The sequence below is a fragment of the Streptomyces sp. NPDC048258 genome, assembly GCF_043201995.1.
Classification (GTDB): domain Bacteria; phylum Actinomycetota; class Actinomycetes; order Streptomycetales; family Streptomycetaceae; genus Streptomyces.
This window is the reverse complement of sequence record NZ_JBICZH010000007.1, coordinates 1-19,957: the sequence shown is the minus strand read 5'-3', so window position 1 is coordinate 19,957 and position 19,957 is coordinate 1. Positions and strand designations below refer to the sequence as shown.

19 protein-coding genes are annotated in these 19,957 nt (G+C 72.3%); 14 read left to right on the top strand and 5 right to left on the bottom strand.

The features are described from left to right. Window positions 1-501: 501 nt before the first annotated feature. The 3 genes from ACGFYQ_RS17695 to ACGFYQ_RS17685 all read left to right on the top strand — a co-directional run bounded on the left by ACGFYQ_RS17695 (window position 502) and on the right by ACGFYQ_RS17685 (window position 1,732). Window positions 502-1,107 (top strand): DUF5994 family protein, encoded by a 606-nt coding sequence (locus ACGFYQ_RS17695; RefSeq protein WP_393744764.1) that lies wholly within the window; start codon window positions 502-504, stop codon window positions 1,105-1,107. 73 nt (window positions 1,108-1,180) lie between these two features. After that, window positions 1,181-1,447 carry a hypothetical protein gene (locus tag ACGFYQ_RS17690; RefSeq protein ID WP_393744762.1) on the top strand — a complete coding sequence of 89 codons (267 nt, stop codon included), beginning with the start codon at window positions 1,181-1,183 and terminating at the stop codon, window positions 1,445-1,447. Window positions 1,448-1,459: 12 nt separating this feature from the next. Then, window positions 1,460-1,732, top strand: a complete 273-nt coding sequence (locus ACGFYQ_RS17685; protein ID WP_393744760.1) for a hypothetical protein — start codon at window positions 1,460-1,462, stop codon at window positions 1,730-1,732. A 29-nt stretch (window positions 1,733-1,761) separates the two neighbouring features. On the opposite strand, the gene ACGFYQ_RS17680 is transcribed toward ACGFYQ_RS17685, so the two are convergent. After that, window positions 1,762-2,151: an SHOCT domain-containing protein gene (locus tag ACGFYQ_RS17680; RefSeq protein WP_393744758.1), complete on the bottom strand. Its 390-nt coding sequence runs from the start codon at window positions 2,149-2,151 to the stop codon at window positions 1,762-1,764. Window positions 2,152-2,268: 117 nt separating this feature from the next. Between ACGFYQ_RS17680 and ACGFYQ_RS17675 the strand changes: the two genes are divergently transcribed. From ACGFYQ_RS17675 to ACGFYQ_RS17665, 3 genes are read left to right on the top strand one after another with little or no spacing between them, the layout of a single operon-like run. Then, window positions 2,269-2,967 carry a GAP family protein gene (locus ACGFYQ_RS17675; RefSeq protein ID WP_393744756.1) on the top strand — a complete coding sequence of 233 codons (699 nt, stop codon included), beginning with the start codon at window positions 2,269-2,271 and terminating at the stop codon, window positions 2,965-2,967. Between the two features lie 59 nt (window positions 2,968-3,026). Continuing rightward, entirely contained in the window at window positions 3,027-3,647 is a 621-nt protein-coding gene (locus ACGFYQ_RS17670) for a potassium channel family protein (RefSeq protein ID WP_393744754.1), read from the top strand. Further along, complete coding sequence (locus ACGFYQ_RS17665; protein ID WP_393744752.1) at window positions 3,644-4,981, top strand: chloride channel protein; 1,338 nt, start codon at window positions 3,644-3,646, stop codon at window positions 4,979-4,981. The genes ACGFYQ_RS17670 and ACGFYQ_RS17665 overlap by 4 nt, the downstream gene beginning before the upstream one ends. A gap of 24 nt (window positions 4,982-5,005) precedes the next feature. Here ACGFYQ_RS17665 and ACGFYQ_RS17660 read toward each other — a convergent pair whose 3' ends face one another. Then, window positions 5,006-5,434 (bottom strand): type IV pili methyl-accepting chemotaxis transducer N-terminal domain-containing protein, encoded by a 429-nt coding sequence (locus tag ACGFYQ_RS17660; protein WP_393744750.1) that lies wholly within the window; start codon window positions 5,432-5,434, stop codon window positions 5,006-5,008. 166 nt (window positions 5,435-5,600) lie between these two features. Here ACGFYQ_RS17660 and ACGFYQ_RS17655 point away from each other — a divergent pair, with 166 nt between their 5' ends. Together ACGFYQ_RS17655 and ACGFYQ_RS17650 are read left to right on the top strand one after the other, a co-directional pair. After that, window positions 5,601-5,960: a trypco2 family protein gene (locus ACGFYQ_RS17655; RefSeq protein ID WP_393744748.1), complete on the top strand. Its 360-nt coding sequence runs from the start codon at window positions 5,601-5,603 to the stop codon at window positions 5,958-5,960. Window positions 5,961-6,056: 96 nt separating this feature from the next. Further along, window positions 6,057-9,050, top strand: coding sequence for a trypsin-like peptidase domain-containing protein (locus ACGFYQ_RS17650; RefSeq protein WP_393744746.1), 2,994 nt, complete (start codon window positions 6,057-6,059; stop codon window positions 9,048-9,050). 70 nt (window positions 9,051-9,120) lie between these two features. Here the strand turns inward: ACGFYQ_RS17650 and ACGFYQ_RS17645 are convergent, their stop codons facing one another. Beyond that, window positions 9,121-10,740 (bottom strand): PKD domain-containing protein, encoded by a 1,620-nt coding sequence (locus tag ACGFYQ_RS17645; RefSeq protein ID WP_393744744.1) that lies wholly within the window; start codon window positions 10,738-10,740, stop codon window positions 9,121-9,123. A gap of 518 nt (window positions 10,741-11,258) precedes the next feature. On the opposite strand from ACGFYQ_RS17645, the gene ACGFYQ_RS17640 reads away from it, so the two are divergent. The 6 genes from ACGFYQ_RS17640 to ACGFYQ_RS17615 all read left to right on the top strand — a co-directional run bounded on the left by ACGFYQ_RS17640 (window position 11,259) and on the right by ACGFYQ_RS17615 (window position 17,963). Further along, window positions 11,259-11,522, top strand: coding sequence for a MerR family transcriptional regulator (locus tag ACGFYQ_RS17640; RefSeq protein ID WP_393745320.1), 264 nt, complete (start codon window positions 11,259-11,261; stop codon window positions 11,520-11,522). Between the two features lie 315 nt (window positions 11,523-11,837). Continuing rightward, complete coding sequence (locus tag ACGFYQ_RS17635; RefSeq protein ID WP_030011983.1) at window positions 11,838-12,041, top strand: cold-shock protein; 204 nt, start codon at window positions 11,838-11,840, stop codon at window positions 12,039-12,041. Window positions 12,042-12,405: 364 nt separating this feature from the next. Continuing rightward, the gene (locus ACGFYQ_RS17630; RefSeq protein ID WP_393744742.1) at window positions 12,406-13,890 is read left to right on the top strand and encodes a DEAD/DEAH box helicase; all 1,485 of its coding nucleotides are present in this window, start codon (window positions 12,406-12,408) and stop codon (window positions 13,888-13,890) included. Between the two features lie 67 nt (window positions 13,891-13,957). Further along, window positions 13,958-14,266, top strand: coding sequence for an SCO5918 family protein (locus tag ACGFYQ_RS17625; RefSeq protein ID WP_393744740.1), 309 nt, complete (start codon window positions 13,958-13,960; stop codon window positions 14,264-14,266). 22 nt (window positions 14,267-14,288) lie between these two features. After that, entirely contained in the window at window positions 14,289-14,666 is a 378-nt protein-coding gene (locus tag ACGFYQ_RS17620; RefSeq protein ID WP_393744738.1) for a hypothetical protein, read from the top strand. Between the two features lie 81 nt (window positions 14,667-14,747). Next, complete coding sequence (locus ACGFYQ_RS17615; RefSeq protein ID WP_393744736.1) at window positions 14,748-17,963, top strand: BTAD domain-containing putative transcriptional regulator; 3,216 nt, start codon at window positions 14,748-14,750, stop codon at window positions 17,961-17,963. On the opposite strand, the gene ACGFYQ_RS17610 is transcribed toward ACGFYQ_RS17615, so the two are convergent. Both ACGFYQ_RS17610 and ACGFYQ_RS17605 read right to left on the bottom strand, forming a co-directional pair. Continuing rightward, window positions 17,947-18,738 (bottom strand): ABC transporter permease, encoded by a 792-nt coding sequence (locus ACGFYQ_RS17610; RefSeq protein WP_393744734.1) that lies wholly within the window; start codon window positions 18,736-18,738, stop codon window positions 17,947-17,949. The genes ACGFYQ_RS17615 and ACGFYQ_RS17610 overlap by 17 nt on opposite strands. Continuing rightward, the gene (locus ACGFYQ_RS17605) at window positions 18,735-19,736 is read right to left on the bottom strand and encodes an ATP-binding cassette domain-containing protein (RefSeq protein WP_393744732.1); all 1,002 of its coding nucleotides are present in this window, start codon (window positions 19,734-19,736) and stop codon (window positions 18,735-18,737) included. Before ACGFYQ_RS17605 ends, ACGFYQ_RS17610 begins: the two co-directional genes overlap by 4 nt. Window positions 19,737-19,957: the final 221 nt, after the last annotated feature.

Sequence of the window (19,957 nt, the reverse complement as noted above, 5' to 3'; positions counted from 1 at the left end):
CGCACGGCGATGCGCGCCGAGTGAAGAACGACCTGGACTTCGTAATACTTCTCGCCTTCACTGCCTAAAGGAATTCACACTGACCATATTTTCCACTGCGGATAAACCGCTTGCCGGTGCAAGTTTCTGCACAATATGCCGGGCCATGGAGATACGGTCGCCCCGAGTGCGGCCGGCTGCCGCGCAGTGTCCCTGATGCCGCAGACGCGCCATGGGCATAGCATGACAAGTGGGTCATTGCACTCTCACGTGCGGCGGCCCGGAAGGGCGGCCCCGGCGAGTGAATGTGCCGGGGTCGTTGTCGTTGTCGTTGTCGTTGTCGTTGTCGTGCCGCCCGCCGGAGCCGGCGGAAAGTGCCTGGTCAGAACCGGCTTCCGGGACCGCGAACCGGAGTACCGTGGAGGTACCGGGAGTATTTCGCACACCCGCTCCCACGCGGACGTCATTTCCGGCGATCATTGCACCGGGCCGTTCGCGAACGCCCGGGGACGGGTCCGCGACATGACCACGATCCTTGACCGCGCTGCGACCCACGTCGTCGCTCCGCCGCTTCCGGCGCGCGTCTCCCTTACACCGAAGACCGTTCTCGCAGGCCAGCTGGACGGTGCCTGGTGGCCCCGCTCCCGTGACCTCGAAGCCGAACTCCCGGCTCTCGCCGCCGCCCTGGACGATCCATGGGGGCGCGTCACCCGTGTCTCCGTGAACCCCGCCCGTTGGCCCGTCATCCCGCACACGGTCGCCGTGGACGGGCGCACGGTGCACGTGGGCTGGTTCACCGAGCAGGACCCCGACAAGCTGATCCTGCTCTCCTACACCGTCGGCCGCTGGGACCTGCTGGTGATCCCGCCCGAGACCGAGCCCGCGGCCGCGGCCCGGCTGATGGCCGCCGCCGCGATCCCGGGCAGCGTCCTCGCCGCCGGTGTCCTGATGGCCAACGAAACCGTCATCGGGCGCGGCGTCCAGGACGCCCGACGCCGGGAAGCCGCCTGGGAGAGCGAAGGCGGGGCCTGCATGTCCCCCTTCGGCCTACCGGTCAGCCGGGCGACACCCGTAGTCGTCGAGCCCACCGCGAGGGTGTCGTCCGGTGAGGAACAGGCCTCCTCCTGACCGGGGGCACGGGCGGGGTGCCACGGCACCCCGCCCGTCGGCTTCTCGGGCCCACTCGAAGGGAACGCGCAACGTGAAGCACATCGAGACCCAGCCACCGGCGTCGTTCGGACACGCCGAGGTCCGGATCATCGCTGACACGCCCGAAGCCGCCCGGGCGGTCGCGGAAGTCCTCCGCCGCTGCTTCGCCGGCACGGAACAGCGCAGCTACCCAGCCCTCGACGGCGGTACCCGCCTCCACCTCACGGTGGACACCGCGACACCGGCCGGCCCCGCCCGGTCCTGGCTGACCGCCAGCAGGACGCCCGCCGGCGCCGGCACCCACTCCGACGAGACCTGAGAGGCCGCGGTCATGGCCACGCTCGGCGAACGCAAGAGCTACCGCGAACAGGTGCTCCGGCTCCTGTACGAAGCCGTCGAAGGCAACCGCCTCCTCGGGGTCACCGGAGCGCAGCTGCGGCGCGACCTCCAGGTACCCGATCAGGATCTGGCCGCCGCCTGCACCTACCTGGCGGGCGAAGGGCTGATCACCGTCGACTGGGAGCCGGGCAACGCCCCCGCGATGGTGACACTCACCCACGAGGGAATCCGGCGCATGGAGGCCGAGGAGGAGGAGCGCGGCTGAATCCGGGGGCCGAGGCCGGGCGTCGCCGCTCACGCCAGGAGCTTGGCCTTGGCGCGGTCGTATTCCTCCTGCGTGATGTCGCCCTTGTTCTTGAGCGCGGCGAGTTTGCCCAGCTGGTCCGCCGAACCGCCCCCGGATCCCGCCGCCTCCTGGACGTAGCTGCGGAAGGCCGCCTCGCTCTCCTTCATCTGCTTCGCGTCCCGCCGACCCATGCCGGGCCCGCGGGCGATGAGGTAGACGAGTACGCCGAGGTACGGCAGCACGATCACGAAGATGAGCCACCCCGCCTTCGCCCAGCCACCGAGGCTGTGGTCACGGAAGATGTCCGAGATGACCTTGAAGAGGAGGAAGAACCACAGAACCCACAGGAAGACCAACAGCATCGTCCAGAAGAGGTTGAGAAGCGGATAGTCGTCCATGCTCGCTCCGATCGCATGCGGGTACTTCATTGATACAGCCGGTACTCACCATCCGCATTTCAGAGCACATTTCACATCTTTTGCACCCGACTACGAGGCCGGGCAACCATGGACACCATGCTGCTTGACCTGCTCGTCATCGGCCTCGCCATCACCATCTATCCCCTGCCCGTCATGGCCTTCGTGCTGGTGCTGTCCGCGCCCAGGGGCGTGTGGAAGGGGCTCGCCTTCATCCTCGCCTGGCTCGCCTGCCTCGTCGCCGTCATCGCCCTCGTCCTCCTCCTCACCGGCGGCGAGCCGCCCGCACCCAAATCGCCGCCTTCCACCGCCGCGCTGGCGGGAAAACTGGCCATCGGCATCGGGCTGGTCCTCTACAGCGAACACAGGCGTCGCCGCCGGCGCCGCGGTGGACCGGACTCGGCACCGGCCTCATCGGGCTCCGCACCGGGCTCCGGATCCGACTCCTCCCGGAGTTCGCTCACGTCCCGGATGGACCAGGCCACCGGGTGGTCGGCGGCCGGGCTCGCCGTGCTCCTGCAGCCCTGGGGCATGGTCGGTGCGGCAGCCGCCACCGTCGTGGAGGCGGACCTCAGCCACAGCGAGTCGTTCCTGTCCCTGCTCGCCTTCTGCCTCCTCGCCACGTCCAGCCTCCTGGCCATGGAGCTGTACATGGTGTTCGCGCCCGAGAAGGCCGGGGAGGCGCTGACCGGCCTGCGGGCGTGGCTGTCGGACCACAAGGACCCTGCCATCGTGGTGACTTGCCTCGTCCTCGGCCTGTGGCTGGTGGGCAGGAGTCTGTACGAACTCACGCGCTGAAGCGGACACGCGGGCCGCTCCGGTCGCGCGATGCGCTCCGTCCCCTTCTCCTGGAACCCATGGAACGCAACGCATCCGGGCGATGGGTTCGTGTCACCCCGGCGTCCCGGCGGCGCCGGCGCGTGCTGGCAGGCCACCTGGCCCGCTCGCTGGGCTTGGCCGGCCTGCTCACGGCGCTGTACTACCTGGCCCCTCTGCAAGGCGGGCTCGACGCTCCCCTCTTCGTCACGCTCTCGCTCGGCCTGGCACTCTTCGGCGGGCTCATCGCCTGGCAGATCATCACCATCACCCGTTCGGAGTATCCGCGGTTGCGCGCCATCGAAGCGCTCGCCACCGCCGTGCCGCTGTTCCTGCTGCTCTTCTCCGCGGCGTACTACGTGCTCGAAGAGGAGGTTCCCCGGTCCTTCTCGGAGCCCCTGAACCGGACGGACGCGCTGTACTTCACGGTCACGGTGTTCGCGACCGTCGGCTTCGGTGACATCACGGCCGTCACCCAGGCCTCCCGCATCATGGTCACCGCGCAGATGGCGGTCGACCTGATCCTGGTGGGGGTGATCGCCAAGGTCCTCTTCAGCGCCGTCAGGATCGGAATCCGGCGGCGGGACACGGCAGTCCCGGCCCCCGGAGGCGAAGGGGACCCCCCGGACGGACCATCTAGGGGGAAGGGAAGTGACCCATGACGGAGCCGCGACCTCGATCCGACCCGCCCGTCAGCGGTACGCAGCCGCAAGAGGCGGACGTCCTGCGCAACATACTCCGCCGCGCCGGCTACCTGAAAGCGCTCGCCTTCTCCGCCCTGGTCGGCATCCTGGTGTCCCTCGCCGCCTTCTGGTTCCTCGCCGCGCTGCACGAACTGGAGCACGTGCTGTGGACGGACCTCCCGCAAGCCATGGGCCGGGACACCCCGCCCTGGTGGTGGCCGCTCCCCCTGTTGCTGTTCGCCGGAATCACGGTGGGCCTGATCGCCACGCACCTGCCCGGCGCGGGCGGGCACGTACCCGCGTCCGGACTCCACACGGTGGGCGCCACGCCGCCGGAGCTGCCCGGGGTCGTGCTCGCGGCGGCGGCCAGCCTGCCGTTCGGCGCCGTGCTGGGACCGGAGGCCCCGCTGATCGCCCTGGGCGGCGGGCTGGCCTTGCTGTTCCGGGACCTCGCGCAGGCGCCCGCGACCCCGCAGAGCAACGCACTGCTGGGCGCGGCCGGAGCCGCCGCAGCCGTCTCCGCCATCTTCGGCAACCCGCTGATCGCGGCGGTGCTGCTTATCGAGGTGGCGGGCGTGGGCGGGCCGCAGCTGTTCGCGGTCATGCTGCCCGCCCTGCTGTCCAGCGGAGTCGGGGCCCTCGTGTTCACGGGACTCGGACGCTGGACCGGGCTGGAGACGGGGGACCTGACCCTGAAGCTGTTCACCCCGGCCCCCCGCCTGGACGTGGCGGACGTGCTCTGGGCGCTGGTCATCGCCGTGGCCCTCGCCGCCGCACTCCATCCCCTGCTGGCCGGGGCCCGGCGGATCGCCACGTACGTCAAGTCGGCGCGCCCCCTCGTACGGACCGTCCAGTGCGCCCTGGGCGCCGCGGTCTGCGCCTGCCTCTACGCACTGATCACCGGCCGCTCACCCGGCGAGGTCGCCTCGTCCGGCCAGGCGACGCTCGCCGCGCTGGCCGCCGACCCGCACGCCTGGGGTGTCGGCGCCCTGCTCGCCGTCGTGCTGTTCAAGGGCGCCGCCTACGCACTCTGCCTCGGCAGCCTGCGCGGCGGCCCCGTGTTCCCCGCGCTGTTCATAGGAGCCGCGGTGGGCGTCCTGCTCGCTCCCCTGCCGGGCCTGGGGGTCGTGCCCGCGATGGCGGTGGGCATGGCGGCGGCCGCGGCCGCCACCCTGCGGCTGCCGGTGAGCAGCGCGGTGCTCGTGATCCTGCTGCTCGGCAGCTCCGCGATGATGCCGGTGGTGATCCTGGCGGCCGTGGTCGCCTTCGTGGTCACCGAACTGCTGCCTCCCGGGCATGCGGAACCGTCTTAGGCCCTTTCAGCCGTTCCAGCCGTTTCAACGGCACCGGAGACCGGTGGTAGCGGCCGTCGTGGCCTCGTCCAGCTTGTCGATCTGCGGCTGGAGCTGGGTGCGCGCGTCCTTGCCCGTCGTGTCCCCCGGCAGGCCCTCGTACGCCTTCTTGAGGTCCTCGGCGGCGTCCTGGACCGCGGCCCGCTCCGCTTCCTTCAGCTTGCCGGCGTTCTCCTTGACGTTGTCCCAGTCCTTTTGGACGGCTTCGTACGCGTCCTTGATCTGGTCCTTCGTCGCGGTGGCCGGATTCAGGGCCTTCAGCTTGGCGTTGTCGGCCTTGAGCGAGGTCAGGTCGGTGCAGAGATCTGCCGCGGCCTCGGTGGCCTCTTCGGCGGGCGAACTGTCGTCGGAACACGCGGCGAGACCGAAGACCGCGCTGACGCAGAGCACACCGATCACCGGGAAACGCTTCATGGGGACCTTCCTCAACGAGACGGATCGGGCGGAGGGGATCTTTCGCCCCATACGCCAAAATATGCACAACCGGCTACGTTCCGCATCCGCACCGTCACGTGCGAGTACACCGCGCCCTCCCGACCCGGGGTGGACGGGACAGGGGACCGATGCGTGATGATGTGGCGTGCCCGAGTGGGCAGTTGACCAGAAGAGCCGGTTGGGGGCCCTGCTTGTGAATGATGCGGTCGAGTTGGCGGACATGATCGCGCAACTGCGCCAGGAGCTGAGCCGGGCGATGTCGGCCGGCGAGGATTCCGACCTGCGGTTCAAGGCGGAACGGGTGGAGCTGGAGCTGACCGTCGGGGTGGAGCGGACGAACGAACCGGGGGTGAAGGTCAGGTTCTGGGTGTTCGATGCCGGCGCCACGGCGAAGCGGTCCCACACGGTCACCCAGAAGCTCACGCTGACCTTGCAGCCGGTACGGGCGGACGCGCCGGACCAGATGGCGCTGATCTCCGGAGACGAGCTGCTCGGTGAGGACTGACGGGGTGAGGGTCGCCGGGGTGAGGGTCGCCGGGGTGAGGACCGACGGGGTGGGGACCGACGGTGAGGGCCGACGGTGACGACTGACGGTTCGCACGTGAGCGGCGGACTGGACCCGCACCGCATCGCGGAGGTCATCGTCACCACCGCCGGCGGCGGCGGGCGGCGCGGCTCCGGGTACCGGGTCGGCGACGCGGTGGTGCTGACCGCGTACCACGTGGTGGCCGAGGCCGCCGGCGTACAGGTGCGCTTCGACGCCGGCCGGCCGGGGCAGTGGGTGGCGGAGGCGACGGTGGCCTGGTCGGACGCCGGCACCGATGTGGCCGTACTGGCGTTCGCACCCCAGCCGGGTGCCGCGCCCGTCCCGCCCGCCCGGTTCGGGCGCGTCGGCGACGACCGGCACGCCGTCATCGGCGTGCACGCCGCGGGATTCCCGCTGTGGAAGCGGCGACGCACCCCCGACGGACGGCAGTTCCGGGAACTGCACCAGGCGGACGGGACCGTGGCGGCGCTGTCCAACCTGCGCACCGGCACCCTGGAGATCACCGTCCCGGTGGCGGCCGCCGACCCCGACCCCAAGGTGTCGCCGTGGTCGGGGATGTCGGGCGCCGCCGTATGGGCCGGGTCCCACATCGTCGGGGTCGTCGCCGAACACCACCGCTGGGAAGGGCTCGGCCGGCTGGCGGCGGCCCGTATCGACCACACCCTGCACCGGGTCGGCGAGCAGCGCCGGGCCGAGCTGGCCGAGCTGCTGGCGATCGGCGACCCGCAGGCCCTGCCGGACGTGGTTCCCGGGCCGCAATCCGCGGATTCCCCTCCCCGCCGGGCGGGTTCGAAGGTCATCGGGCTGCCGGTCACGCACGGGCTGGAGCTGTTCAAGGACCGGACCGAGGTCCGCGATACGATCGGCCGCCACCTCTCGGACCCCGCCATCCGCATGGTGACCGTCACCGGCCGCCGCGGCATGGGCAAGAGCGCCGTCGCGGCCAAGGTCATGGAGCTGCTGGAGCGGGGCGAGTGGCCGGGCCACTCCCGGGCGCACGCCCCGTCGGGGCTGGTAAACCTGAGCACCCGTACGTCGGGCATCTCCCTGGAGCGCCTCTACTTCGACTGCGCCCGCGCGCTCGGCTCCGACGACGAGGCACGGCTGCTGGACGTCTGGGCCACGGACCGCCCCGTACAGGACAAGATCGGCGAGCTGTTCGCCGCGATGGGGGACCGGCTCTTCGTCATCCTGATGGACAACCTGGAGGACCGGCTCCAGGACGACGGCACGCTCGACGAGGCCGACGGGGAACTCGCGGTCTTCTTCGACTGCCTCTTCCGGGCGAGGTCCACGCCCCGGCTGCTGGTCACCTCCCAGATACCGTTGCGCCTCGCCCCCGAGTTGCGCCGCTTCGCCGCGGAGGTCGAGCTGTCCGACGGCCTGCCGCCCGGCGAGTCCGTCGCCCTGCTGCGCGAACTCGACCAGGACGGCAGCCTCGGTGTGGCGCAGCTGTCCGACGAGCAGCTGCTGCGGGCCGCGGTCCACGTCCACGGGGTGCCGCGCGCGCTGGAGCTGCTGGTGGGCGCCATGGCCGACGACACCCTCGCCTTGCCGACGCTGCAGGAGGTCCTGGAGGACTTCACCCTGCGGGGCGACGTGGTCGCCGGCCTCGCCCAGGACCGGTACCAGCGGCTCGGCCCCGAGGGCCGCGGAGTGCTGAACGTCCTCGCGGTGCTGCGCACGCCCGTACCGCGCGAGGCGGTCGAGTGGATCGTGAGCGGCCTCGGTACCGGCTCCGGCACCGGCCTCGGCACCGGCCCGGGTCCCCGCCCCGCCGTCGCGCCGGTCCTGTCCGACCTGCTGCGGATGCGCATGCTCTCGGTGGACCGGGCCACCCGCACCCTCGCCCTGCACCCGATGGACGCCGACCTCGCGTACGGCGCCATGCCCCGGGAGGGCGCCCTGGGACGGCGGTCCCTGGAGCGGCGGGCGGCCGACTGGTACGCGAGCATCGCCCCGCCCCGCCCGGAGTGGCGCGGCCTGGACGACGTACAGGCCTACCGGCGCGAATTCGACCACCGGGTGCGCGCCGGTGACCTGGACGACGCCGCGCTGGTCCTCGGCGCGATCAGCCCGTGGATGGTCTGGCACGGATCGGTGCTCGCGGCCATCTCGATGCACCTGACACTGGAGGGACAGTTGACCGACGACCGGGCACGTCTTGCCCATCTCATCAGCTTCGGACACGCCCGGTTGAGCGGAGGCCCGCTGGCACACGCGGCCGAACTGTTCACCGAGGCGGCCGACCTGGCCGAGCGCCTCGACGACCGCAAGGCGCTGCAGAACGCCATGTTCGGCCTGGGCGACACCCACCGCCAGCTGGGCCGCCTCGACTCCGCCATGGGCCCGCTGGCCCGGGCCGGCGACCTCGCCCACGAGAACGGCGACGCCGAAGCCGAGGTGCACGCCCTGCTGGGCCTCAGCCTCGCCCACAGCACCCTGGGCGACGGGGAGGCGGCCCTGGCCGGCGCCGACCGGCTGAGCGAGCTCGCCCGTACGTCGGGGGACCCGCTCACCGAGGCCCGTTCGTGGAACGCCCGCTTCACGGCCCTGCTCACCCTGGGCCGTTGGGAGGAGACCATCGCGGCGGGCGACAGGGCCGTCGCCGCCTACCGCGACGCGGGCATCCAGGAGGCGACGGACTACGCGCTGAACGCCAAGGGCGTGGCGCTCCTCGCACTGGGCCGGGTCACGGAAGCCCTGGCGGCGCTGGAGGCGGCGCTCGCCGCGGCGTCGGCGATGGAGAACCCGCGCACCGAGGGCGTCTGCCTCTACAACACGGCGTGGGCGTACTGGACGGGCGGCCGGTACGCGCAGGCGGCCGAGGCGGCCGACCGCGCGGCCGCCTCGCTGCAGCTCGCCGGGGCGGCGGAGGCCGCGGCGGCAGGGGCGCTCGCCGAGGCGGCCCGCGCCCGGGCGGTGCCCGGCCCCCGGGCGGCCGCCGACGCGCTGGTGCGGGCCGCCGACGGCACCGGACGCAACGTCGAGATGGTCCGCCCGGCCTGGCTCACCGAGGAGGCGGCGCGGCTGCGCGCCGAAGCCTGACGCCCTGAGGTGACGGCACAGCGCCCCGGGAGCGGCCGTCAGGGCCGGTCCCGGGGCGCCGGACCGCCGGTTACTTGGTGTCGTAGTAGCCGAAGAGGTCGACGACGAGGTCGATGTCGTCCCAGCCCCGGTTCCAGAAGTCGACGATGCCGTTGGCACCGGTGCTCGCCTGGACCAGGTTCGGGACGGTCCGGCCCTTCGTCCAGTTCAGGTTGGAGGAGTTGGGCGGCGTCGGCCAGACCTCCGCGCCGTTCACGTACTGGTCCCACGTGTTCGGGTCCGGGGAAACCGTGAGGTACCCGTCGCCGTTCGTGTTGGTGACGGTGGTGTTCAGCACGAAGCCCGAGCGGCTGGGCTCCGTGTCGGAGAACGGCACGTAGATGTAGCTCTGGCCCTCCAGCGGCCCGTACACCACGCTCTCGGGGTCACGGGTGTCGAGCACGCGCTCCGGCGCCAGCGGCAGGTAGGCGCCCTTGCTCTCGGGGCTGTAGTAGCCGACGACGTCGACGATGACGTCGGTCCCGGCCCACGCTCCGTTGCGGACGCTGATCTTGCCGTCGGGGCCGACGGGCACGATCACCGAGTTGGCGATCGTCAGGCCGGCGGTGAAGTTCACGCTGGACGTGGACGGAGCCGCCTGACCGCTCGGGAAGACGGTCAGGTGACCGGCCTCCTTCGGGTTGGTGACCGTCACGTTCAGCGCGACGGCCTTGGCGCCCTGGGGGACGCCGCGCAGGCCGCTGATCTGCGTGCCGAAGGTCGCCTGGCCGGCGACCTGGCCCTTCGCGGTGCCGAGGCCCTCGCGGGTGTCGACGAAGCGCGCCGGGGCCATCGGGGTGTAGCCGCTGGACGCGGTCCGGGTGAAGTAGCCGGTGACGTCCGCGAGCAGGTCGACCGACTCCCAGCCGGCGTTGTACAGCTCCACGTAGCCGTCCGCGCTGACCGGCACGATCACCAGGTTCGGGACCGTCTGGCCCGCCGAGAAGTTGACGTTCGACGAGGTCGGCCGCTGGGTGCCCTTGGCGTAGGCGGTGATGTGCCCGCCGCTGGTGGTGTTGGTGACGGTGACGTTGAGGACCACGGCGGTCACGTTGTCCGGGATCGAGCCGCTGCCCTCGACCTTGACGCGGGTCGTGCCGTACGCGGGCACCTTGCCCTTCGGCGCGCCGATGCCCGACCGGGTGTCCAGGAGGCGGGTCGGGGTGTACGGGGTGAAGTCGGAGCCCGGCGTGGTGATGTAGAGGTCGTTCTCAGCGGTGACGTTGTTCGCGGCGTCGGTCACGGTGACCTTGATCGCGTACTCGCCGACCTCGGCGTAGGTGTGCTGCTTGAGCAGTTCGGTGGAGCCGGCGGCGTCGGCCGTGTCCGTGGTCCCGTCGCCCCAGATGATGGTGACCTTGAGCGAGGCGGGCGCGCTCGTGATGGTGGTCTTCAGCTCCAGCCCGTACGCGGTGTGGCTCGTGGCGCCGAGGGCGACCGCGAGGTCCGGGTTGGCCGCGACGGCACCCTCCGCCATCGGGGCCGCGGCCGCCTTGTTCCCGGCGGTGGGCAGGGTCTTGCGCACCGAACGGTCGGCGGGGCTGGTGTACGTCTTGAAGTTGGCCGCCGCGGCCTCGTCCAGGTCGACGTCGGGCGCCGACACCCCGGGCGCGCCGGACGTACCGGACGCGGCGGGGTCGGCCTGGGCCATGCCCGGTATGAGACCGACACCGGCCGCGACAAACGCGGCGGAGAGAACGAGTCGGCGGTTGCGCACCGGACCCCCATTTGTGCTGGTTTTGAACATGCTCAGGACGGAAAATCCCGCTCAGCGTACAGAGCCCCCCGCGGGCCCCTCCGGGGGGTGCCCGTTCAGCGTTCCAGCTGGTCGGCGAAGCGCTGGAGCGCCCTCGCACCCAGCCCGGCAGCGTCCTGCCGTCGCGCGTGGTCCGGCGGCAGGCGCGAGCGACCGCGGACCCCGTTCACCACCGACGGCCCACACTCGGTGACGGCCGTGATGCCTTACGGGGCGGGCGGCCGGGGCACGGTACGCGCGCGGCCGGGAAAACATCCCTCGCGGGGAGCAGAACTCCTCGGGCAAATCCTGGAGGAAATCTGCCCTGGTCAGAGTAGACATGGTCTGGCATCGGGGCTAGCGTCTCTTGCGTGACCCCTGAGAAGTCCCCGCTCGCCGGCAGCCTCGACGACGAGGACTACCCCGCCTACACGATGGGCCGGGCCGCGGAGATGCTCGGTGCCACTCCCGCCTTCCTCCGCGCCATCGGCGAGGCCCGCCTCATCACCCCGCTCCGCTCGTCCGGCGGACACCGACGCTACTCCCGCTACCAGTTGCGCGTCGCCGCCCGCGCCCGGGAACTCGTCGACGCCGGTACGCCCGTGGAGGCGGCCTGCCGCATCGTCGCGCTGGAGGACCAGCTCGAGGAAGCCCTCCGGCTGAACGAGCAGATGCGCCGCGGGCGCGAAAATTCCTGAGGCCACCGGCAGCGTTTTATATGACTTCCGCACGCGGATATCTGTTACTGCCAGTGCAGAATTACGAGTATGCGCCGGGAGGTTTAAAACCGCACCGACCCCGTTTGGCGGAAATTTCCACGCCCTGACCTTCGCCCTGTGCTACTGTGATGTCAGTTGCAGTTGTGGTTCCCAAAAAACTTACAAGTGCTCTCACCGAATCATTTCGGCGGGCGCATTTTTTATTTCCGGTGAAGTTTCCGGCGGGGCAATCATCGCGGCGACTCCGGAGCTCGCACAGTGCGATCCCGGGCACTGCCCCAAAGGAGATTCAATATGGCATCTGGCACCGTGAAGTGGTTCAACGCGGAAAAGGGTTTTGGCTTCATCGAGCAGGAGGGTGGCGGCGCTGACGTGTTCGCCCACTACTCGAACATCGCCTCCTCTGGCTTCCGTGAGCTTCAGGAAGGCCAGAAGGTTACCTTCGACGTCACGCAGGGCCAGAAGGGCCCGCAGGCCGAGAACATCGTTCCCGCCTAATCGCTGACGTATACGCAGCTGGGGCCCGCACCTTGGGGTGCGGGCCCCAGCTCGTTGCTTTTCCCCTGCCCACGCCCCGTCGGCTGCCGACGGCCCCGCGTGAGCGGCGGGTGACGGCGCCCTGCGCCGGCCCGCCTCACAGTCCGGCCGGACGGACGCGGTTCCACCCACGCGCCGCCTCGCCCCCTGCCCCGTCTGCCGTCCGCCGTTCACCCGGCTTTCCGACGCACAGCGCGGCGCTCTTTCCCCCGCAGGTCTGCCTGTTCTTTCCGGCACGGCTCTGCGTCGTCTTTTCTTCGGCACGTTCTCGCGAATCCCCCTGCCGGGAATTCCTCGATACGCGCCGCATCGAGGAAGGTTCTGCATGAACCGCACCACTCGCACGAACGACCGCTACTCCCGTACCCGTACGGGCGGCGGCTCCGGCCAGGGCGGCAGCAGCCGTTCCGGCTTCCCCGCCCGCTCCGGCGGCTCCCCCGCCCGGTCGGGTTACGGCGGCGGCGGCCGCCGCCCCGTCGCCCAGCGGGAATTCGCCCTCCCCGTGACGGTCACCCCCGCGCTCCCCGCCGTCGAGGCCTTCGCCGATCTCGACATGCCCGAGCAGCTGCTCGCCGCGCTCGGCTCCGAGGGCGTGAGCGTGCCCTTCCCGATCCAGGCCGCGACCCTGCCGAACTCCCTCGCGGGCCGCGACGTCCTGGGCCGCGGGCGTACCGGCTCCGGCAAGACCCTCGCCTTCGGCCTCGCGCTGCTGGCCCGTACGGCCGGCCTGCGCGCCGAACCGCGCCAGCCGCTGGCCCTGGTCCTCGTACCCACCCGCGAGCTGGCCCAGCAGGTCACCGACGCGCTCACCCCCTACGCCCGCGCGCTGAAGCTGCGTACGGCCACCGTCGTGGGCGGCATGCCCATCGGCCGCCAGGCCGGCGCGCTGCGCGGCGGCGCCGAGGTCGTCGTGGCCACGCCCGGACGGCTCAAGGACCTCATCGAGCGCGGCGACTGCCGGCTGAACCAGGTCGCCATCACCGTGCTGGACGAGGCCGACCAGATGGCCGACATGGGCTTCATGCCGCAGGTCACCGCCCTGCTCGACCAGGTGCGCCCCGAGGGCCAGCGGATGCTGTTCTCCGCCACCCTCGACCGCAACGTCGACCTGCTCGTACGCCGCTACCTCAGCGATCCCGTCGTGCACTCCGTCGACCCCTCGGCCGGCGCGGTCACGACGATGGAGCACCACGTGCTGCACGTCCACGGCGCCGACAAGAACGCCGCCACCACCGAGATCGCGGCCCGCGACGGCCGGGTGATCATGTTCCTGGACACCAAGCACGCCGTCGACCGGCTGACCGAGCACCTGCTGAGCAGCGGTGTACGGGCCGCCGCACTGCACGGCGGGAAGTCGCAGCCGCAGCGCACCCGGACCCTGACGCAGTTCAAGACCGGGCACGTCACCGTGCTGGTGGCGACCAATGTGGCGGCGCGCGGGATCCACGTCGACAACCTCGACCTCGTCGTGAACGTCGACCCGCCCACCGACCCCAAGGACTACCTGCACCGGGGCGGCCGTACCGCGCGCGCCGGCGAGTCCGGCAGCGTCGTCACGCTGGTCACGCCGAACCAGCGCCGCGACATGACGCGGCTGATGGCGGCCGCGGGCATCACCCCGCAGACCACCCAGGTCCGCTCGGGCGAGGAGGCGCTGAGCCGGATCACCGGCGCGCAGGCGCCCTCCGGCATCCCCGTCACCATCACCGCGCCCAAGCAGGACCGGCCGGAGCGCAGCGCGCGCTCTTCCCGCGGCCGGCGCAGCCGCCCCGCCCAGGAGCGGCGCCGCGCCATGGGCATGGCCGCCTGACCCCCGGGTCCCAGCTCCCCGCCCGTCCCGCTCGTTCCCGCGTACCCCTTCCCGTCTGTGAGGCATCATGCGCTTCGTCATCGCCCGGTACCCCTTCGACCTCGAGAAGACCGAGGTGGAGGAGAAGATGAAGGGCGTCAAGGCCGAGCCCGTCACGGGAGCGTCCGTGATCATCAGCCGCCGCACGTACCCCGTCAAGCAGGTCGGCGAGGTCATCACCCGGCAGGACCGCCGCGACTTCACGGCCGCCGAGGTCATCCGGGCGCTGACCCGCCTCGGCTTCACCTGCCGCGACGTTTCGGCGCCCGTGCCCGCGCCCGCGCTCACCCCGCTGGAGACGGCCTCGGCACTGCTCGGAACCCCGGCCGGAGCCTGACCGCTTGCTAGAGTCCGTGCCCATGTCGATCCCTGATGACCTGCTCATCGATCTCGCAGCCATGGTCGAGTCGGAGCAAACCAATCAGATGTCCCTCACCGTCGTGGTCCACGGCGCCGTCATCACCGGCCGTCTCGCCCCCGAGAGCGTCTGGCGTCAGCGCGTCGCCGAGGTCCTGCAGGACTCCGACCAGCTGGCCCCGTTCGCCGAGGTCTTCAGAGCCTCCGGACAGGCCGGCCGGTCCGAGCCGGCCGCCGGGGCGCCCTCGCACCTGCACTTCCACGTGGCGCGCATCCTCCAGGGCACCCTGGGCATCCCCGAAACCGGCGGGATGTACCGGATCGCCCTCAAGGACGTCAGTGCCTGGACCGTCGGGGACTTCAGCTACTCGGACAAATAGCCTCCCTCCTCCCGCCTGCGCGGCCAACTCCCGCCGCCCCACCGCGTTTCCGGACCTCAGGGCCTCCCGCAGAATGGCGTCATGCGCTTTTCGATGCTGGGGGCCCTTGAGGTACGGGGCGAGGACGGGGCCGGCGTCGGGGTCGGCGGCGCGCGGCTGCGGACCCTGCTGATCCTGCTCGCGCTGGAACCGGGCCGGCTGGTGGCCTCCGAGCTGCTGATCGACGGGATCTGGGAGAACGATCCGCCGATGGGCGCCGCGAACGCCCTGCAGGCACTGGTGTCCCGGCTGCGCCGGGCACTGCCGGGCGTGGAGGTCGAGTCGCATCCCGCCGGGTACCGGCTCGTCGTCGAACCGGACGACGTGGACGTGACCCGCTTCGAGCGGCTGGCCGCGGCCGGGCGCGGCGCGCTGGCCGAGGACCCCGGCGAGGCCGCGCGACTGCTGCGGCGGGCGCTGGGGATGTGGCGCGGTCCGGCGCTGCTGGACGTGGCCGGCTCCGACTTCTTCCGGGCGCCGGTGACCCGGCTCACCGAGCTGCGGATGGCGGTCCTGGAGGACCGGATCGAGGCCGATCTACGGGTCGGCCGCGGCCGGGAACTGACCGGCGAGCTGACCTCCCTGGTCGCCGAACACCCCTTGCGCGAAGGCCTCGTCGGGGCCCTGATGCGGGCGTCCGTCGCGGCCGGGCGGCCCGCCGAGGCTCTGGCGGCGTACAGCAGGGCGCGCGAGGTACTCGCCGAGGAGCTCGGCGCCGACCCGTCACCGGAGTTGTCGGCGCTGCACACCGCCGTACTGCGCGGTGAGCCGGCCGCGCCCGCCGTCCCCGCGCCCGACCCGGCGCCGCCGCAGCTCCCCGACGCCCCGCCGCCGACCAACCTGCGGGCCCCGCTGGCCAGTTTCGTCGGCCGGAACGAGGACCTCGCCGCCGTGGACGGGCTGCTCGGCCGGTTCCGGCTCACCACGCTCACCGGGCCGGGCGGCGCCGGCAAGACACGGCTGGCCGTCCAGGCCGCGCGTCCGCTGCTCGGCCGGTTCCCCGACGGCGTCTGGCTGGTGCAGCTGGCCCCGCTGAGCGCGGACGGCGACGTACCCCAGGCCGTGCTGAGCGCGCTGGGCCTGCGGGAACACGGGCCCGCGGCGGGCGACCCGCTGGACCGGCTCGTCGCGGCGCTGCGCACCCGGACCGCCCTGCTGGTGCTGGACAACTGCGAGCACCTCGTCGAGGCGGCCGCGGAGACGGCCGACCGGCTGCTCGGCGAATGCCCCGGGCTCCGCGTCCTCGCGACCAGCCGGGAGCCGCTCGGCCTCACCGGCGAGGCCCTGTGGCCGGTGCGCCCGCTGGCCCTGCCGCCCCAGGACGCGGACGCCGCGCAGGCCCTCTCGTACGCGGCGGTCCGGCTGCTGGGCGACCGTGCGGCGGCGGCCCGTTCGGACTTCACGGTCACCGAGGGGACGGCCACGGAGATGGTCCGGATCTGCCGCGCGCTGGACGGGATGCCGCTGGCCATCGAACTGGCGGCGGCCCGGCTGCGCACGATGAGCGCCGAGCAGCTGGCTGCCCGGCTGGACGACCGGTTCCGGCTGCTGACCGGCGGTGCGCGCACGGCTCCCCGTCAGCACCAGACCCTGCGGGCGGTGGTCGACTGGAGCTGGGAGCTGCTCACGGAGGCGGAACGGGCACTGCTGCGGCGGCTGGCCGCCTTCCCGGGCGGCGCCACGGTCGAAGCCGCCGAGGGGGTGTGCGCGGGCGGCCCGGTCGAGGCGTACGAGGTGCTGGACCTGCTCACCTCGCTCGCCGACAAGTCCCTGCTGGTGACGGCGGGCGACGGGCGCTACCGGATGCTGGAGACGATCCGGGCGTACGGCCTCGAGCGGCTCGCGGAGGCCGGGGAGCGGGAGCCGGTCCGCCGCGCGCACGCCGCGTACTTCACGCAGCTGGCGTGGACGGCGGACCCGTACCTGCGCCGGGCCGAGCAGCTGGAGTGGCTCGCGCGGCTCACCGTGGAGCACGACAACCTGGGCGCGGCGCTGCGCGGGGCGATCGCGGCGGGCGACGCGCGGACGGCCGTACGGCTGGTGGCGGCGGCCGGGTGGTACTGGTGGCTCAGCGGCCGCAAGGCGGAGGGCGCCGAACTTGCGGCGCAGGCCCTGGCGTTGCCGGTGCCCGACGGGCCGGAGGAGGACGAGCCGCGCGCCCTGGCCTGCACGCTGGCCGTGCTGTTCGCGACGGCCGGCCTCGGCGACGACCGGCAGACCACGGAACTGCTGAGCCAGGGTGTGCTGCTCGCCGAGCGGACGGGGAGCCGGCATCCGGTGGTGCGGTTCCTGGAGCCGCTGGACCGGCTGATGCGCGGCGACGGCGAGGGCGGGGCGCCCCAGGCGGACGCGTGGGAGGGGCTGCTGGCCGACGAGGACCCCTGGGTACGGGCGCAGGCCCGGCTGGGCGGCGCCCGGACCCTGCTCGCGGCGGGCGGCCGGGCCGTCGAGGCGGAGGCAGCGATCCGGGAGGCGGTGGCCGGGTTCCGCGGGCTCGGGGAGCGGTGGGGGATCTCCTTCGCCCTGACGGTGCTGGCCGAACTGGTCGCGCAGCGCGGTGACTTCGGGGCGGCGCTCGGCCACTTCGAGGAGGCCATCGCGGTGACCGGCGAGATGGGGGTCCTGGAGGACCAGATGTACGCACGGGTCAAGCAGGCCCAGTTGTACTGGAGGGCCGGGGACCCGGCGGCCGGGGCGGCGGCCATGGCGCGGGCGGAGCGGGACGCCCGGGCCGCGGGCTGGCCGGAGTCACTGGCCACGGTGGCGCACGGCAGGGCGGATCTGGCGCGCTGGAGCGGGGAGCGGGAGCAGGCTCGGGCCGATCTGGCGCGGGCCCGGACGGCGATCCGGGAGGTCTCCGTCCATCCGGTGTTCCACGCGCTGCTGCTCGACAGCCTCGGTCACCTGGACGCCGCGGCCGGCGAGCTGGACGCGGCCCGGGACCACCGGGCCGAGGCCCTCGACCTGGCGGCGGCCTCGCTGCACGCGCCCACGGTGGCCCAGATCCTGGTCGGCATCGCGGACCAGGCGGTACGGCTGGACCGGCCACGGGAGGCGGCGCGGCTGCTGGCGGCGGCGGTGGCGGTGCGCGGCGGGCCGGACCACTCGCGTGCCGACGCCGAGCGGGTGGAGAACGCGGCGCGCGCCGCGCTCGGGGAGAAGTACGAGGAGTACTTCGCCGAGGCGGCGCATCGCGGAGGCGGGGTGGCGGCCATGGAGGACGTACGGGAGCTGGCGCGGGTCACGCTGGGCGGTTGAACAGCTTGTTCGCCCAGAGGCAGGCGGCCACGGCGATGCCGAGGCACCAGGCGACGGCGGCGATCCCGTCGCTGCCGGCCGGGGTGCCCATGAGCAGGGCCCGGATCGTCTCGATGACCGGGGTGAAGGGCTGGTACTCGGCGAAGAGGCGCACCACGGTGGGCATGGAGTCGGTGGGGACGAAGGCGCTGCCGATGAAGGGCAGGAGGGCGAGCGGCAGGACGATGTTGCTGGCGCCTTCGGGGGTCTTGCTGAGCGTGCCGAGCGCGACGGCCAGCCAGGTCACCGCGAAGGTGAGCAGGAGGATGAGGCCCAGCGCCGCGAGCCAGCCGGTGGGGCCCGCGTCCGGGCGGAAACCCATCAGCAGCGCGAGCCCGATCACGAGACCGACGTTGATCATGGTCTGGATCACGCTGCCGATCACGTGCCCGACGAGGATCGACGAGCGGGAGATCGCCATGGTGCGGAAGCGGGCGATGATGCCTTCGGTGAGGTCGGTGCAGACGGACACCGCGGTGGTGGTGGAGGCCGCGGTCACCGTCATCAGCAGGATGCCCGGGGCGAGGTAGTTGATGTAGTCGGTGCCCGTGCCGATGCCGGCGGCCAGGGGGCGGCCGAGGACGTAGACGAAGAGCAGCAGGAAGATGACCGGCACGGCCATGGCGCCCAGGGAGAGTCCGGGGTAGCGGAGGGCGTGCTTCAGCTGGCGGCGCAGCATGGTGGCGGAGTCGCGCAGCAGGTGCGAGGCGGGGGCGGTGGCGGTGGCCGTGTTCATCGGACGGACTCCTTCTGGGCCTGGTTCTGGGTCGGGGTCTGGGTCGGGACGGTCTGGCCGGTCAGGGCGAGGAAGACGTCGTCGAGGTCGGGGGTGTGCACGGTGAGGCCGGCGACCTCGATCGCCTGGGCGTCGAGCCGGTCCATCAGGGAGCGCAGCGAGCGCACGCCACCGTCGCTGGGGACGCGGAGGGTGAGGGTGTCCTCGTCGCGGGACACCTCGCCGAGGGTGCGGGCGGCGCGTTCGAAGGCGGCCGGGTCGGTGAACTCCAAGCGGATGTGCCCACCCGGGACCAGCCGCTTCAGCTCGTGCGCGGTGCCCTCCGCGACCAGCCTGCCGCCGTCCAGGACCGCGATCCGGTCGGCGAGCTGGTCGGCCTCCGCCAGGTACTGGGTGGTCAGGAAGATGGTGACCCCGTCCTCGGCGACGAGATCGCGGATGATCTGCCACATCGCGCGGCGGCTGCGCGGGTCGAGGCCGGTGGTCGGCTCGTCGAGGAAGATGATCTGCGGGCCGCCCATCAGGGTCATCGCCAGGTCGAGGCGGCGCAGCATGCCGCCCGAGAAGGTCATGGACACCTTCCGGGCCACGTCGGCCAGGTCGAAGGCCTCCAGCAGCTCGGCGGTGCGGCGTCGGCCCCGGGCCTTGCCCAGGTGGCGCAGGTCCGCCATCAGGCGGAGGTTCTCCTCGGCGGTGAGCAGCTTGTCGACCGCCGAGAACTGGCCGGTGACGCCGATCGCGGACCGTACGGCGTCGGGCGAGGTGGCCAGGTCGTGCCCGGCGATCCGCACCTGGCCGGCGTCGGCGCCGGTCAGGGTGGAGAGGATCTGCACGGTGGTGGTCTTGCCGGCGCCGTTCGGGCCGAGGAGCGAGAAGATCGTGCCGGCCGGGACGTGCAGGTCGACGCCGTCGAGGACGGTCTTGTCGCCGTAGGACTTGCGGAGCCCGGTGGCGGTGATGGCCGCCGGCCGGGCCGCGCGGGTCGGGATCTCTGTCATGGTGTCAGCTCGTTTCGCGGTCGCTCCGTTGTGATGTCGTCACCTTGGCCGGGGGCCCTGACATCGCCCGGAGAGACCGCTGACAGATCGCTGACGGCTCCCGACCGGCCCTGGGGAGTGTCCCTGGTGCTGTGGCCGGAAAGGTTTGCCGGGGCGCGGCTCCCCCAGCTACCTCCCCCAGACTCCGTCCGGGGGGACCCCCAGGGAGGTGCCCCCAGGTG